The sequence below is a fragment of the Bradyrhizobium sp. SZCCT0153 genome, from assembly GCF_018129995.1.
GTDB lineage: Bacteria > Pseudomonadota > Alphaproteobacteria > Rhizobiales > Xanthobacteraceae > Bradyrhizobium > Bradyrhizobium japonicum_G.
Window position 1 is genome coordinate 223,191 of sequence record NZ_JAFCKS010000005.1, and the last position, 15,137, is coordinate 238,327.

Sequence of the window (15,137 nt, forward strand, 5' to 3'; positions counted from 1 at the left end):
CCTCCGCTATGAATGCGAAGCCCGGCTTCTCCGACTACATCGTCAAGGACATTTCGCTCGCCGATTTCGGCCGCAAGGAGCTCTCGCTGGCCGAGACCGAGATGCCCGGCCTGATGGCCACTCGCGAAGAGTATGGCCCGAAGCAGCCGCTGAAGGGCGCGCGCATCGCAGGCTCGCTGCACATGACGATCCAGACCGGCGTGCTGATCGAGACGCTGGCCGCGCTCGGCGCCGACATTCGCTGGGTCTCCTGCAACATCTATTCGACGCAGGACCACGCCGCGGCGGCGATCGCGGCCGCCGGCATTCCCGTCTTTGCCGTCAAGGGCGAGACGCTGGCCGAATACTGGGACTACACCGCCAAGCTGTTCGACTGGCACGGCGGCGGTCACCCGAACATGATCCTCGACGACGGCGGCGATGCCACCATGTACGTCCATCTCGGCCTGCGCGCCGAGAACGGCGACACCGCCTTCCTGGACAAGCCGGGTTCGGAAGAAGAGGAGGTCTTCTTCGCGCTTCTGAAGAAGCAGCTCAAGGAAAAGCCGAAGGGCTACTTCGCCGAGATCGCCAAGAGCATCAAGGGCGTTTCCGAAGAGACCACCACGGGCGTGCATCGTCTCTACGACATGCAGAAGGCCGGCACGCTGCTGTGGCCTGCGATCAACGTCAACGACAGCGTCACCAAGTCGAAGTTCGACAACCTCTATGGCTGCCGTGAATCGCTGGTCGACGGCATCCGCCGCGGCACCGACGTGATGATGTCGGGCAAGGTCGCGATGGTCGCCGGCTTCGGCGACGTCGGCAAGGGTTCGGCCGCCTCGCTGCGCCAGGCCGGCTGCCGCGTCATGGTCTCCGAAATCGATCCGATCTGCGCACTGCAGGCGGCGATGGAAGGCTACGAAGTCGTGACCATGGAAGACGCCGCGCCGCGCGCCGACATTTTCGTCACGGCGACCGGCAACAAGGACATCATCACGATCGAACACATGCGCGCGATGAAGGATCGCGCCATCGTCTGCAACATCGGTCACTTCGACAACGAGATCCAGATCGCGGGTCTGCGTAACCTGAAGTGGACCAATATCAAGCCGCAGGTCGACGAGATCGAATTCCCCGACAAGCACCGCATCATCATGCTGTCGGAAGGCCGCCTCGTGAACCTCGGCAATGCGATGGGCCATCCCTCCTTCGTGATGTCGGCCTCGTTCACCAACCAGACGCTGGCGCAGATCGAGCTTTTCGCCAACAACAAGGACGGCAAGTACAAGAAGGAAGTCTACGTGCTGCCGAAGTCGCTGGACGAGAAGGTGGCCCGGCTGCATCTCGCCAAGATCGGCGTCAAGCTCACCGAGTTGCGCAAGGACCAGGCCGACTACATCGGCGTCAAGCAGGAAGGCCCGTTCAAGTCGGACCATTACCGCTACTGAGACGCAGCGCACCTCAGGAACGGACGAAGCCCCGGAGCAATCCGGGGCTTCGTTGTTTCTGGACCCCAGGGGTGCGCTACGGGCGCCTCAGTCGCCGACATTACGGGGCGACGACCTTGACCGTAGTCCTGAAGACGTCCTTGTTGGGGTTGACGACGACGATGGCGAGATCGCCGACGCTGAGGACGTCTTCGTTGAGCAGGGTGATCTTGCCCTCCGTTGCGCTGGACCTTTTGAAAGCCCTGTCCTTGCCGTTGATGGTCGCCTTGGTGTCCGTCTGGAAGCCGCTGCCGGTGACGGTCAACTCTTCCAGCTTTCCTTGCGTGAGCTTGGCCGGGGCAACCTTGAGATCGGTCTCTCTCGCGTTGAGGGGGTTGTCGCGGTCCACCGGTTTCCTCATAGCAAAGACGGCGTCGAACACGGCGGCAAGCTTGTCGGTTGCCTGCTTGGAAAACATCCCCGCCAACGCTGCGAAAGCGGCCATGCCGTAGGGGTTCAGCTGCAGGGTCGAATTGGTTGGCACCTGCGTTCCCGCGGGCGGAGTCGAAAGAGTCGGGAGCAGAAGGCCTCCCCGGACGATGAAGTAGAACAGCACGGCGAGCGTCATTCCGATCGGCACGCGCAAGATCATGAACCACAGCCAGTTGGTGCTGAGCTGACGGTTGCCGACGTAATCCCCGAACGACGTCATGGTGTGCGTGAGGCCGCCGAGTGCTCCGGCGACAATTACGGTGAACAGCATCTGCTTGTCCGGCTCCCAGGAATGCCGCGAGAAGAAGATGTGGAAGTCCTTGAACGCACCGCCACCCGTTTCAAGGACAGGCCAGGTCGCTATGAGAAGGTAGAAGAACAGCACGGTTATGAACAGGTAGAGCCCACCCATCAGGTTGATCGCGTGGATGGAGGGAGGCGTGATCAGTTCAGTCTCGCCGTCGCCATGGTCGGGCGAGCCATCAGCGCTGTGATCTGTCATCAGAACCCCAATAGGAATGAATTGAAAGAGCAGCCTGAAATAATTCGCGTTATAGTAGATTTTAAGTTCTGATGCAATCGCGGGCCCATTGCAGCGCCCAACGGACGCTCTGGCACTCCGTTGTCGCGCCGCACCCAACGGACGAGTCCGCGGCTTATCGATTGACTGGCTGAGAAGCAGGCCAGACAATCCGCACGGCGGAGGAAACCATGGCCCAGGAACATTTTGACGTGCTGATCGTCGGAGCCGGCTTGTCCGGCATCGGCGCGGGCTATCATCTTCAGACCAAGTGCCCGGGCAAGAGCTACGTCATCCTGGAGGGGCGCGACTGCATCGGCGGCACCTGGGATCTGTTTCGCTATCCCGGCATCCGCTCTGACAGCGACATGTTCACGCTCGGCTATTCCTTCAAGCCGTGGACTGATCCGAAGGCGATCGCGGACGGGCCGCAGATCCTGAACTATGTGCGCGAGACCGCGGCCGAGAACGGCATCGAGACCCACGTCCGCTTCCGCCATCGTGTCAAGCGTGCGGCATGGTCGACGGCTGACGCACGCTGGACGGTCGAGGCCGAGCGCATCGCAGGCGAGGGTGCGACCGAGCTCGTGCGTTTCACCTGCGATTTCCTGTTCATGTGCTCGGGCTATTACAAATACGAGGCGGGCTACACGCCGGAGTTTTCGGGTGCGGCGGATTTCGCCGGCCGCATCGTGCATCCGCAGAAATGGACCGAAGACATCGACTATGAGGGCAAGCGCGTCGTCGTGATCGGCTCGGGCGCGACCGCGGTGACGCTGGTGCCGGAGCTAGCCAAGAAGGCGGCGCAGGTCACCATGCTGCAGCGCTCGCCGACTTATGTTGTGTCGCGCCCGGCGCAGGATCCCGTCGCCAACAAATTGCGCCGCAATCTTCCGGCGCGGCTCGCCTATCATCTGATCCGCTGGCGCAACGTGATGTGGGGGATGTTCTTCTTCCAGCTCAGCCGGCGCCGCCCCGCCAAGGTGAAGGAGCTGGTCCTCAAGGGCGTGCAGATGGCGCTGGGGCCGGACTACGATGTCGCGACCCATTTTACGCCGCGCTACAATCCCTGGGATCAACGGCTATGCCTCGTTCCAGACGGTGACCTGTTCAAGGCGATCCGTGAGCAGCGCGCCTCCGTGGTCACCAACGAGATCGACACTTTTACGCGCGACGGCATCCGCCTGAAGGACGGCAGCAAGCTTGACGCCGACATCATCGTCACGGCGACAGGGCTGGTGCTCCAGGTCGTCGGTGGCCTCGAGGTCAGCGTCGACGGCCGCGCCGTCGATTTTGCCAACACGCTGACCTACAAGGGCATGATGTATGCCGACGTGCCGAACATGGCGTCGGCGTTCGGCTACACCAACGCGTCCTGGACGCTGAAATGTGATCTCACCTGCGAATATGTCTGCCGGCTGATCAACTACATGGACCGGCACAATTTCCGCCAGTGCATGCCGCACAATGACGATCCGACCATCACCGCGCAGCCCTCGCTCGATTTCACCTCCGGTTACGTGCAGCGCTCGCTCGCAAAGATGCCGAAGCAGGGCTCGAAGCAGCCGTGGCGGCTGTACCAGAATTACGCTCTCGACATCGTCACCTTGCGGTTCGGTCGCATCGACGACGGCGTGATGCGATATTCCTGATCACGCCGCCGTCTGCGGTTATGCCTTGCGTGTCGTGAGCGCCAGCCCGAGATCGATCGCAAGTGCAAGCACAACGGCGCCGCCGCCGAGCCCAAACAGGACCAGATAGTCGCCGCCGGTCTGCGCGTAGATCCAGGAGAAGCCGTAAGCGGCGGCCGCCTGGAACAGCGCAAAGCTCGTGGTGGCGTGGCTCCATGTCGCGCGCTGCTGCTCGGTCGAGTGCGGGACGAGCTCGTGGATGCGTCCGAGCACCAGCGGCACGATGCCGGGCGTGAAGCCGCCGACCACGACGCTCGACACGATCAGCGAGACCGGCGCGGTGCTGACGGTCGGCAGCAGCACGGCCACCGCCTCGATCAGAAAGGCTGCCCGCAGGGCCGGGCCGAAGCCCGAGCGGTCGCCGAGATGGCCGGTGACGAGCGGGCCCACGACCGCGCCGAGGCCGTACAGCACCCAGTAGCGCGATCCCGCGGCAATACCCTGGCCGAGGCCACGCGCGACGAAATCGACGATGAAGACCATGTGCGGCACCAGCGCCACCGCGTTGAGGCCGTACTGGACCAGCAGCGCGCGGGCCGCCGTCGATGCATGCTGGTGCTTCGCGTGATGCAAAGGCGCAGCATCAGCCTTGGCTTCCGCAGGCCAGTTCCGCCAGCTCGCAAGAGTGAGCAGGGCAGACAGGGCGCCGAGACCATACCAGCTCTGCTGCAAGCCTTGTTGCAGGAGCAGCGGCACCAGCGTGCCCGAGGCGGCGACGCCAAGGCCGACGCCCGCAAAGATCACGCCGCCAGCGATGCCGCGTCTCGCGGCCGAAATGTGCGGCAGGATGACGGAGGCCGCCAGCACCATGATGATGCCGCCGACGAGACCCGACAGGAAGCGCCAGGCGAAGAACCAGGCGAACGACACCGGGGTTGAACTGGCGAAGAAAGAGAGCGTGGCGAGCAGCATCATCGCACGCAACGCGCGCACCGCGCCAATGCGGGCGGCCACAGCGCGTGCCGCGAGTGCGCCGGCAAGGTAACCGGCAAGATTCGCCGCACCGAGATAGACGACATCCGACGCGCTGAACCACTTTGCCGCGATCAGCGCCGGGATCAGCGGCGTGTAGGAGAAGCGGGCAAGGCCCAGTCCGACCAGCGATGCGGACAAGCCAGCCGCGGCGTATCGCCAGCTCATTTGTGAAGTCTGTTGTGAAGCCGGTCCCGGCCGCTGATGCGGCCGGGCCTTAACGTGTTGCTTCGTACCTGTGTTGGTCATTTCATCCTCCTGCGCGCTCGGTCGCGCGCGGATCATCCTGTCCGGGCGGCGCGGCGGCGCCGGAATTCCGGCACGGGCAGGCCGCCCCAGCCCCAATTGTCGGTGTCGACTTCCTCGATCACGACGAAGGTGGAATCGAGCGGCTTGCCGAGCACGTCGAGCAACAGCCGGCTCGATCCCTCGATCAGCGCGGCCTTCTCTTCCGCCGTGAGCGACGCCGCGCCCGGCGTCGTTCCCTCGCGGGTCACTTGAATGGTGACGATCGGCATGGTGTCTCTCCTCTTGCGCTCAGTGGCCGGCGCTCTGGCCGCCGTCGACATGCAGGATCTCACCGGTGACGAAGCTCGCCTGCTCGAGATAGAGCACGGCATCGACGATGTCGGACATCTCGCCCATGTGGCCGACCGGGTGCAGCGCGCCGAGCTGCGCATGCGTCGTGACGGGGTGCATCGGCGACTTGATGACGCCGGGCGCCACTGCGTTCACGCGGATGCCGCGCCTGGCGTATTCGATCGCGAGCGACTTCGTCGCGGCGTTGAGGCCGCCCTTGCTCAGCGAGGCCAGCACCGAGGGCACGTTCGAGTTGGCCTGATCCACCAGTGTCGTCGTGATCTGTACGACATGACCCGAGCCTTGCTTCTCCATCTCGGCGATGGCGAGCTGCGTGATGTTGAAGAAGCCCGCGACGTTGGTGCCCATCACCGCTGCATAGTCCTCCGCGGTGTACCGGGTGAAAGGCTTTGCGACGAAGATGCCGGCATTGTTGACCAGCGTGTCGACGCGGCCGAAGCGGGCGACGGCTTGCGACACCACGCGCTCGGCGGTGCTCCGGTCGGCTATGTCGCCGGGGACGGCGAGGACATCATCGTCGCCCGACGGCTTGATGGAGCGCGCCGTTGCGACGACGCGATAGTTGCGGTCACGAAAACCCTGGACCAGGGCGGCGCCAATGCCCTGCGATGCACCGGTGATGACGGCAACCTTCTGCTCGATACCCATGACGGGCTCCTGTTGTTGGCTTGAAAACCTGGGCCAGCAGCGGCCGGCTTGGAGGTTGAGCTACGCTCCAGCAGCCCGGCTGCGAATACACGTTGTCCGGCAGACACTGTTACGTGGCGCGAACGAATGCCGGACCGGCCGTTGGCGGCGGTTGTCGCGGCCGGGGCGAACGCTTAGCTTGTCACAGGAATTTGACGGGTGGCGGAAGCGCATGGATCGTCTGGACGCGATGAAGGTGTTCGTCCTTGCGGTGGACGAGGGAAGCTTGGCGGCCGCAGGCCGCAAGCTCGGCCGCTCGCCGGCGGCGGTCAGCCGCGCCATTGCCTTCCTGGAGGAGCGAGTCGGTACCGAACTGCTGCACCGGACGACGCGGTCGATCAAGCTGAGCGAGGAGGGCGAGCGCTATGTCGCGATCTGCCGTCGCGTGTTGATCGAGCTGGAGGAGGCCGACGACATCGCGGCCGGGCCGCGTACGGCGCCGCGCGGCGTGCTCACGATCACCGCTCCGGTGGTGTCGGGCGAGATGGTGCTGCGGCCGATCCTCGATGCGTTTCTGGACGCCTATCCGACCGTATCGGCAAAGCTCCTGCTGTTTGACCGCGCGGTCAACCTGATCGAGGAGGGCGTCGACATCGCGCTTCGCATTGGCCATCTCGCGGATTCGGCGATGGTGGCGATGCGGATCGGCGAGATCAGTCGCGTCGTGGTGGCAGCTCCCCGCTATCTGAAGCAGCATCCGCGCATCACCGAGCCCGGCGATCTCGCCAAGCATCAGATCGTGGCGATGGCGCATCTGCCCAATTCCTGGACCTTTGCTCCACAGGCCGGCTCGTCGGCAGCCCGCACGGTCCAGTTCACCCCGCGCCTCGTCGTCAACAGCACCCATGCGGCCGTGGCGTCCACGGTCGCCGGGCGCGGCGTGGCGCGGATGTATTCGTACCAGGTGGCCGAGCCCGTCGGGCGCGGCGAGCTCGAGATCGTGCTGGCCGCCGACGAGGATCCGGAGATGCCCGCGCATTTGATCTGCCCACAGGGGCGGCTCTCGGTGCCAAAGGTGAGGGCGTTCACCGACTTTGCCGTGCCCAGGCTGAAGAAGCAGTTCGCGCTGCTGAAGAAGAGCATCAATGCGCGTTGAGCGGCCGTGCCCCCGGCAATGCGTTGTTTTGCGTATACGGCCGCCGGGGTGAATCGGCGATGCTGGCCGAACGGTTAACGCCGATTTAACGGATGAGTCCTAGCCTGTCTCGGCCGGGGTTACTCGCAAGGCCGAGGTGAGCCCAATGGAAGCCCAGAAAATCGCGGTCGACGCCGTCGTCGCGCTGACCGATTGCGACCGCGACGCCGTCATCGCCTTCATCCGCCGGCTCTATCTTGCCGGCGTCACCGACCCCAAGCGCCTGACCTTCAAGGGTCTCCAGGCGTTGTCCCGGGTTTGACCGGCACCCACGCAATCGAATTTACTGGACGGTCGGATCGCTGATCCGGATCGAGGTAACGCGGTCCTCCCCCACCTCGAATGAGAAAGGCCAGGGCCCATAGGTCCAGAGTTCGGTCTTCTCGAGCCCGCTCTGCCCGACATGGAACGGGCTTCCGAGCTGCGCCAAGAGTTTTTCCGTGCTGTCGCCGAGATTGATCTGATTGAACCCGTAGGCGGCGACCGGTGCCGGCCCGCTGATTTGAAGTGCGAAGACGCCGTTCGCCTTCACGGCCGCGGCGAGACGCGGATATTCCAAGCAGAAACAGAGCGAGCGTACAGCCCGCCAACGACCGCGATGTCTCCAAGATGCACCCCGACTTCCCAATCCCTGGAACCAGGATAATATGTCGGAAACCGCCCGCAACGCCGGGATTGACGGGGAGGCGGCCGCGATTTGTAATCGTGCGCGGTACGGCTGGGGCCGGCCCGATCACGACCTGCGGAACAGCTTCAGGCTGCACCGCCAATATCTTGCCGCTGGGGCCGGCTCAGAGTAGATCACGTCCCCGGCTGGGTTACTCGGATTTGGGGAAATGCTGAAACAGCTTTTTGCGCCGCAACTTGTCACTCTCTATGTGCTTGCGGCTTCGACGATTTACGTTCACTTCCGTGGCAAGCAGCGGCTGCGCTTTGCGCGCCAGCTCGGCGATCATTCGACCTATCTCGCGCCCTACAACGTGCTGATGTATGCGGGCTCGGCGGTACCGAACAAGCCGGTGATCTCGGTCGAGCAGTTTCCCGAGCTCAAGCCGCTCAGCGAGAACTGGGAGACCATTCGCGACGAAGCGGTGCGCCTGTTCGACGAGGGCTTCATCCGCGCGGCCGCGAAGAACAACGATTGGGGCTTCTACTCATTCTTCAAGAGCGGCTGGAAGCGATTTTATCTGAAATGGTACGACGACTTCCTGCCCTCGGCGCGTACGCTGTGCCCGAAGACGGTGGAGCTGCTCAACTCGATCCCGAGCGTGCACGGGGCGATGTTCGCGATGCTGCCGCCCGGTGGCAAGCTCGGGGCGCACCGCGATCCCTTCGCGGGCTCGCTGCGCTATCACCTCGGCCTCGTCACGCCGAACTCGAACAAGTGCCGTATCCTGGTCGACGGCGTCGAATGCGTCTGGCGCGACGGTGAGGCCTTCATGTTCGACGAGACGTTCATCCACAGCGCGGAGAATGCGACCGACGTCAACCGCATCATCCTGTTCTGCGACGTCGAGCGCCCGATGAGGTTCGGCTTCATGACCGCGATCAACCGTTGGGTCAGCCATCACATCGTCAAGGCTTCGGCGACTCAGAACGTCGACGGCGAGAGCGTCGGCGTGCTCAACAAGGTGTTCGGCAAGCTCTATGAGATCCATCTCGGCAGCCGCAAGGTCAAGGAGTGGAATCGCAACGTGTACTACACGCTGAAATACTCGCTGACGGCGCTGATCCTCGGCCTCATCGTGCTGTCGGCGTTACGGTAAGTGCGTAGGTGGACAAGTCGCTAGTCCGCCCTGCAGTTCTCGGTTTTGATCCGGCGGCGAAGACGACGAGCCGCCAGTCTTGCTGGACAGTTCGGGCCATGGCAACAAGGATTGCCGTGATTGAGTTGCCGAATATGGAGCAGGCAATGGCCTCCTTGCCGACCGCGAATACAGAGACAACGCAGTTCTTCCGTCAGTGGCTGGAAACCTTCGCCGGCTATGTCCGCGAGGTCGACTACGCTTCGGCGAGGCCGCTCTTTCATCCCGAGGTGCTTGCCTTCGGCACGCATAACGACGTCATCCCCGGCCTCGATCAATGGGTCTCAACGCAATGGGACAACGTCTGGCCGAAGACGAGCGACTTCCGTTTTGTGCCCGAGCAGATCTCGATCCTCGCGTCTCCCGACGGCACGATGGCGACCGTGGTCGCGCCGTGGACGAGCACGGGCTATCATCCCGATGGCAGCGCGTTTCCACGTCCGGGCCGAGCGACGATGGTGTTCTCGAGGAGCGCCGATGGCTGGCTGTGCGTGCATTCGCACATGTCGCTCAACCGCGGCGTCCCGCAGGTGAGTCACGCCAATCGAACGGTGAAGGCCTGGTAGAGGCGATCTGAATGGAAAAGGCCCCGGACATGTCCGGGGCCTTTCGATGTCGAGATGTCGTGCAGCCTATTCCGGCTGGCCGATCGAGACCTTCAGCGTGCCGACGCCGTCGACGCCGCATTCGAGCTTGTCGCCCGGCTGGAGCTGCGACACGCCGGCGGGCGTGCCCGTCATGATGATGTCGCCGGCGGCGAGCTTCACCTGCTGCGAGAGCTGCCAGATGATCTCGGGCACGTTCCAGATCAGTTCGGTGAGATCGCCCTTCTGGGCCTCCTTGCCGTTGACCGTGAGCCAGATCTTGCCCTTGGCGGGATGGCCGATCTTCGAGGCCGGCTGCACCGCTGAGCACGGGGCGGAGCCGTCGAACGACTTGCCGATCTCCCACGGGCGCTCCTTCTTGCGCGAGGCGATCTGGAGGTCGCGGCGGGTGAGATCGATGCCGACGGCGTAGCCGTAGACATGGTCGAGCGCCTTTTCGGCCGGGATGTTGAGGCCGCCGCTCTTCATCGCGACGATCAGCTCGACCTCGTGATGCAGATCCTTGGTCAGCGGCGGATAGGGGATGGTGGCGCCGTCGGGCACCAGCATGTCGGCGTGCTTGGCGAAGAAGAACGGCGGGGCGCGCTCGTCGTTGCCCATCTCGCGGATGTGTTCGAGATAGTTGCGGCCGACGCACCAGATGCGGCGCACCGGATAGCGGCCGCTTTCCCCGACGACGGGAAGAGACGGCTGGGCTGGAAGCGGGATGACGTAGGAGGCGGCGTTCATGTATCGGTCTCGCTGCTCGTGAGGTGAAACGAACTCTATGCGGTTGCGCTGATCGGCGCCAGAGCGCCGGCGTCGCGATGTTGCAGGCGGAAGAACGAGGCGTAGCGGCCGGAGCGGCGCAGCAATTCGTCATGCCGGCCCTGCTCGACGATCTCGCCGCCCTCGACCACCAGGATCGCGTCGGCGTGCATGATCGTGTGCAGGCGGTGCGCGATCACGATGGTGGTGCGGTTCTGGCAGAGATGCTCGATCGCCTCCTGCACCTGCTTCTCGGACTCCGAATCGAGCGCGGCGGTGGCTTCGTCCAGCAGGATGATCGGCGCGTTCTTGAGCAGGGCGCGCGCGACCGCGATGCGCTGGCGCTGGCCGCCCGACACCTGGGTGCCGTGCTCGCCGACCGGCGTGTCGTAGCCCAGCGGGAAGCCCATGATGAAATCATGAGCGCAGGCCGCCTTGGCGGCATCGATGATGTCGTTCTCGGTTGCGCCCGGCTTGCCGAAGGCGATGTTGTTGCGGATGGTGTCGCGGAACAGATAGACGTCCTGGCCGACATAGGCGGTCTGCGCCCGCAGCGATTTTCGCGAGATCGCGCCGATCGACTGGCCGTCGATCACGATGTCGCCTTGCGTCACCTCGTAGAAGCGCAGCAGCAGCGCCAGCACGGTCGACTTGCCGCCGCCGGACGGGCCGACCAGCGCGGTGACCTTGCCGGGCTCGGCGACAAAACTCATGCGGTTGAGCACGGTCTCGCCAGTCCGGTAACAGAAGCTGACGTCGCGCAGCTCGATCCGCGCGTCGGACAGTTTCAGCGCCGGCTTGTCGTCGTCGGAGTGCTCGGTGGCCGGGCTGTCGACGACTTCGAGCAGCATGCGCGCGCCGACGAGCTGGCTGTTCAGATCGATGTTGAGCCGCGCCAGCCGCTTGGCCGGCTCGGTCGCCATCAGGAACGCAGTCATGAAGGAGAAGAACGCGCCGGGCGTGGCGTTGAGCGCGACCACGCTGTAGCCGCCGTAAAGCAAACAGCCGGCGACCGCGAAGCCGCCGAGCATCTCCATGAGCGGATTGGAGCGGTTGGCGACGCGGGCCATCTTGTTGGCGTTGCGCTCGACGATCGCGATGTTCTCGTCGATGCGCCTCTGCATCGTGTCTTCGAGCGTGAACGCTTTCACCGTGCGGATGCCCTGCAGCGATTCCTGCATGGTCTCCATGATGTCGGCGGTGCCGGTGAATTGGTTGAAAGCGAGGCCCTTGATGCGCTTGACCAGCTTGCGCAGCACCAGCATCGCCGGCGGCACCACGACGAGGCCGATGAACGACATCACCGGGTCCTGCCACACCATCACGCCGATCATGGCGAGCAGCATCATGAGGTCGCGTCCGACCGCGTTGACCAGCATGTTGAGGACGTCGGTGATCGATTTTGCGCCGGCCGTCAGCCGTGCCAGAAATTCAGACGAATGCCGTTCGGAGAAGAAGCCGACGCTCTCGCGCATCAGCTTGGCGAACAGTTGCCGCTGGTTGGTGGCGAGGATGGCGTTGGAGATCTTGGTCAGGATCACCATGTGGCCGTAGGTCGCCACACCCTTGATGAAGAGCAGGATCACCGTGATGCCCGAGAACATCGCGATGCCCGGGATGTTCTTGTCGACATAGGCCTGGTTGATGACCTGGCCGAGCACGTAGGTCGCGCCCGCGGTCGACCCGGCGGCAAGCGCCATCAGCGCGAAGGCGACGAGGTAGCGCCGCCAGTAGATGATCCCCTGTTCCGTGACCAGGCGGCGAATCAGGACCGCTGCCGCATAGGGATCGTCGGTGATTTTCTTTGGAAACTGCGCCATCCGTAGTCCATTGACGGCGCAGGAAAAGCCTGCCTGCGCGTCAGGGGATCGAACGGCCTCTGTGCCCGCTAAAGCGGCGCTTTTCAAGCCCCATTAAGGACTTGCGCCGGGATGGAATCTAGGCCGAGGCGGCCTGGCGGAGCTCGCCGTGGCGCTCGCGGAACAGCTTGTCCTCCCAGGCCAAAGCGTGGGCGGCGATGGTCTCGAGGTCGTCGTATTGCGGCTTCCAGTCGAGCAGGCCACGGATGCGGCTGGTGTCGGCCACCATGGTCATGATGTCGCCGGGCCGGCGCGGGGCGTATTGCACGGCGAAGCTGCGCCCCGAAACCCGGCGCACCGCGTCGATGGTTTCCAGCACCGAATAGCCGCGGCCATAGCCGCAATTGAGCGTCGTCGAGGCGCCGCCATTGCGCAGGTAGGCCAGCGCCGAGCGATGCGCCTGCGACAGGTCCGTGACGTGGATGAAGTCGCGGATGCAGCTGCCGTCCTGGGTCGGATAGTCGGTGCCGAAGACGTCGATCTTGGCACGCTGGCCGGTCGCGGCTTCCACCGCGATCTTGAGCAGATGCGTGGCGCCGACGGTGGCAAGCCCGATGCGGGCCTGCGGATCGGCGCCGGCGACGTTGAAATAGCGCAGGGTCACGTACTGCATGCCGTAGGCGGCGGCGACGTCGTGCAGCATGATCTCGGTCATCAGCTTCGACGAGCCGTAGGGCGATAGCGGCCGCGTCGGCGCGTGCTCGGGCACCGGCACCTGGTCCGGATTGCCGTAGACCGCGGCGGTCGAGGAGAAGATGAAGCGGCCAATGCCGCGCTTGACCGCGACGTTGAGCAGATTGCGTGCGGTCGTGAAATTGTTGCGGTAATAGCCGAGCGGATCGCGCATCGATTCCGGCACCACCACCGAGCCGGCGAAATGGATGATGCTCTCGATGTTGTGTTGGGAGATCACGCCTTCGAGCAGATTCTCGTCGCCGGCATCGCCAATGAACAGCGGCACGCCTTCGGGCAGATATGCGGAGAAGCCGGTGGAGAGATCGTCGATCACGACCACGTCCTCGCCGGCTTCCGCCAGCGCCAGGACCGTATGACTTCCGATATAGCCGGCGCCGCCGGTGACTAGCACAGTCATGATCTCACCCGTCTTCGATCAACGCTGCAAGCTAACGTTTACGTGGTGAAGAGGGGGTATCGGCGCGGCTGAACTGGTCACTATGCTTAATGTTGCGTATAGGGGGCCTGCTAAACGGAGTGTGACGTGGCGAATCCCCCGAGCGATCTGCAAGTGATCGTGCCAAATCTGCACAGGCGCTATTCCGGGGTCACCGCGACCAACCGGATGGTCGCGCCGCGGCTGGCAAAGCTCTATCGCGCGGCATGGTTCGGCTCGGACGCTCCGGAAGGCATTGCGCGGCTGAGCGGTGCCGATTTCCTGAAACTGTGGCGCCGCAAGGCGCCGCTGATCTGGCATGCGCGGCGCAACAACGAGATGATCGCGGGCGTCGCCCTGCGCGCGCTCGGCTGGCCGCTCAAGCTGGTCTTCACCTCGGCGGCGCAGCGGCATCACAGCTGGATCACGCGCTGGCTGATCCGGCAGATGGATGCGATCATCGCGACGTCGGATCTCTCGGCCTCGTTCCTGAAGGTGAAGGCGACGGTGATCCCGCACGGCGTCGACACCGACATCTACGCGCCGCCGGCCGATCGCGCCGCTGCCTTCGCGGAAGCCGCGCTGCCGGGCCGTTATGCGATCGGCTGCTTCGGCCGCGTCCGTGCGCAGAAAGGCACCGATGTGTTCGTCGATGCGATGTGCCGGCTGCTGCCGCGCTATCCCGATTTCACCGCCGTCATCGTTGGCCAAGTCACGCCGGAGCAGGCGCCTTTCGCCAATGACCTGAAGAAACGGATAGACGCCGCCGGCCTGCACGCGCGCATCGTCATCACCGGCGAGCTGCCGATCGAAGAGGTGCAGCGCTGGTACCAGCGGCTGGCGATCTACGCCTTCACCTCCCGCAACGAGGGCTTTGGCCTGACGCTGATCGAGGCGATGGCGGCGGGCAGCGCACTCGTCGCCGCGCGTGCGGGTGCGGCTGGGCTCGTGGTCGAGGATGGGGTCACCGGCGTCCTGATCCCGACGGGCGATGCCGAGGCGCTCGCCGCGGCGCTGGAGCCGTTGATGCGTGACGTGCAAGCTGCGACCGCGATGGGCGAGCGCGGTCGGGCGCGGGTGCTTGCGAAGTTCAGCCTCGATGCGGAAGCGGCGCGGATCGGCGAGGTCTATCGGTCGCTGCTCTGAGCAGCGCTTTCAGGCGCCGAAAACAAGAAAACGCGAAAACAACCCCATGCACAGTAGCTGGGGATAACGGAATCAATGGCTTGGCGGCCGGTGCTGTCTCTTGCGGATTTTACGAATTCGATTTGACCCGTCGGGCAAAACAGTGCTAGACAGGTATCGTCCCGAAATGCCCGATCACCCGCGGCTGCGGGCCCGTAGTCCGCGCGCTGTGGCGCATGGACCACTCCCCATTTGATCAGACCGGCGTCTCGCCGCGCGGCTTCGTCGGAGCGTGCCGCTGAACTGTCCGCTCCTGAAGGCAATCCGGAAATGGCAAGGCAGCCGCCCAATCGACGCTTTTGACCCAAATCGGATATTG

At 64.2% G+C, this 15,137-nt stretch carries 15 protein-coding genes; 7 read left to right on the top strand and 8 right to left on the bottom strand.

Annotated features, from left to right (window positions below; all coding sequences use genetic code 11):
* The first annotated feature begins 8 nt into the window (after positions 1–8).
* On the top strand, positions 9–1,430 hold the full coding sequence (ahcY, locus tag JQ572_RS22495; protein WP_211385015.1) for an adenosylhomocysteinase: 1,422 nt from the start codon (positions 9–11) through the stop codon (positions 1,428–1,430).
* A gap of 100 nt (positions 1,431–1,530) precedes the next feature.
* Here the strand turns inward: ahcY and JQ572_RS22500 are convergent, their stop codons facing one another.
* Complete coding sequence (locus tag JQ572_RS22500) at positions 1,531–2,541, bottom strand: hypothetical protein (RefSeq protein ID WP_211385016.1); 1,011 nt, start codon at positions 2,539–2,541, stop codon at positions 1,531–1,533.
* 71 nt (positions 2,542–2,612) lie between these two features.
* Here JQ572_RS22500 and JQ572_RS22505 point away from each other — a divergent pair, with 71 nt between their 5' ends.
* Positions 2,613–4,073, top strand: a complete 1,461-nt coding sequence (locus JQ572_RS22505) for a flavin-containing monooxygenase (RefSeq protein WP_211385017.1) — start codon at positions 2,613–2,615, stop codon at positions 4,071–4,073.
* Positions 4,074–4,091: 18 nt separating this feature from the next.
* On the opposite strand, the gene JQ572_RS22510 is transcribed toward JQ572_RS22505, so the two are convergent.
* The 3 genes from JQ572_RS22510 to JQ572_RS22520 are packed head-to-tail and all read right to left on the bottom strand — an operon-like array spanning position 4,092 to position 6,332.
* Positions 4,092–5,333 carry a YbfB/YjiJ family MFS transporter gene (locus JQ572_RS22510; RefSeq protein ID WP_211385018.1) on the bottom strand — a complete coding sequence of 414 codons (1,242 nt, stop codon included), beginning with the start codon at positions 5,331–5,333 and terminating at the stop codon, positions 4,092–4,094.
* A 32-nt stretch (positions 5,334–5,365) separates the two neighbouring features.
* Positions 5,366–5,602 (bottom strand): tautomerase family protein, encoded by a 237-nt coding sequence (locus JQ572_RS22515; RefSeq protein ID WP_211385019.1) that lies wholly within the window; start codon positions 5,600–5,602, stop codon positions 5,366–5,368.
* A gap of 19 nt (positions 5,603–5,621) precedes the next feature.
* Positions 5,622–6,332 (bottom strand): SDR family NAD(P)-dependent oxidoreductase, encoded by a 711-nt coding sequence (locus JQ572_RS22520; protein WP_211385020.1) that lies wholly within the window; start codon positions 6,330–6,332, stop codon positions 5,622–5,624.
* A gap of 211 nt (positions 6,333–6,543) precedes the next feature.
* On the opposite strand from JQ572_RS22520, the gene JQ572_RS22525 reads away from it, so the two are divergent.
* On the top strand, positions 6,544–7,467 hold the full coding sequence (locus JQ572_RS22525; RefSeq protein ID WP_211385021.1) for a LysR family transcriptional regulator: 924 nt from the start codon (positions 6,544–6,546) through the stop codon (positions 7,465–7,467).
* Between the two features lie 145 nt (positions 7,468–7,612).
* Positions 7,613–7,768: a hypothetical protein gene (locus JQ572_RS22530; RefSeq protein ID WP_167768006.1), complete on the top strand. Its 156-nt coding sequence runs from the start codon at positions 7,613–7,615 to the stop codon at positions 7,766–7,768.
* A 21-nt stretch (positions 7,769–7,789) separates the two neighbouring features.
* On the opposite strand, the gene JQ572_RS22535 is transcribed toward JQ572_RS22530, so the two are convergent.
* On the bottom strand, positions 7,790–8,065 hold the full coding sequence (locus JQ572_RS22535; protein ID WP_249129196.1) for a hypothetical protein: 276 nt from the start codon (positions 8,063–8,065) through the stop codon (positions 7,790–7,792).
* Positions 8,066–8,342: 277 nt separating this feature from the next.
* Here JQ572_RS22535 and JQ572_RS22540 point away from each other — a divergent pair, with 277 nt between their 5' ends.
* Together JQ572_RS22540 and JQ572_RS22545 are read left to right on the top strand one after the other, a co-directional pair.
* Positions 8,343–9,272: an aspartyl/asparaginyl beta-hydroxylase domain-containing protein gene (locus JQ572_RS22540; protein WP_211385022.1), complete on the top strand. Its 930-nt coding sequence runs from the start codon at positions 8,343–8,345 to the stop codon at positions 9,270–9,272.
* Positions 9,273–9,418: 146 nt separating this feature from the next.
* Positions 9,419–9,877 (top strand): YybH family protein, encoded by a 459-nt coding sequence (locus tag JQ572_RS22545; protein WP_211385023.1) that lies wholly within the window; start codon positions 9,419–9,421, stop codon positions 9,875–9,877.
* Between the two features lie 66 nt (positions 9,878–9,943).
* Here the strand turns inward: JQ572_RS22545 and JQ572_RS22550 are convergent, their stop codons facing one another.
* From JQ572_RS22550 to galE, 3 genes are all read right to left on the bottom strand, one after another.
* Positions 9,944–10,645, bottom strand: a complete 702-nt coding sequence (locus JQ572_RS22550; RefSeq protein ID WP_211385024.1) for a fumarylacetoacetate hydrolase family protein — start codon at positions 10,643–10,645, stop codon at positions 9,944–9,946.
* Positions 10,646–10,680: 35 nt separating this feature from the next.
* Complete coding sequence (locus JQ572_RS22555) at positions 10,681–12,483, bottom strand: ABC transporter ATP-binding protein (RefSeq protein ID WP_211385025.1); 1,803 nt, start codon at positions 12,481–12,483, stop codon at positions 10,681–10,683.
* Positions 12,484–12,601: 118 nt separating this feature from the next.
* Positions 12,602–13,615 (bottom strand): UDP-glucose 4-epimerase GalE, encoded by a 1,014-nt coding sequence (galE, locus tag JQ572_RS22560; protein WP_211385026.1) that lies wholly within the window; start codon positions 13,613–13,615, stop codon positions 12,602–12,604.
* A gap of 126 nt (positions 13,616–13,741) precedes the next feature.
* On the opposite strand from galE, the gene JQ572_RS22565 reads away from it, so the two are divergent.
* Positions 13,742–14,779, top strand: coding sequence for a glycosyltransferase family 4 protein (locus JQ572_RS22565; protein WP_211385027.1), 1,038 nt, complete (start codon positions 13,742–13,744; stop codon positions 14,777–14,779).
* Positions 14,780–15,137 lie beyond the last annotated feature (358 nt).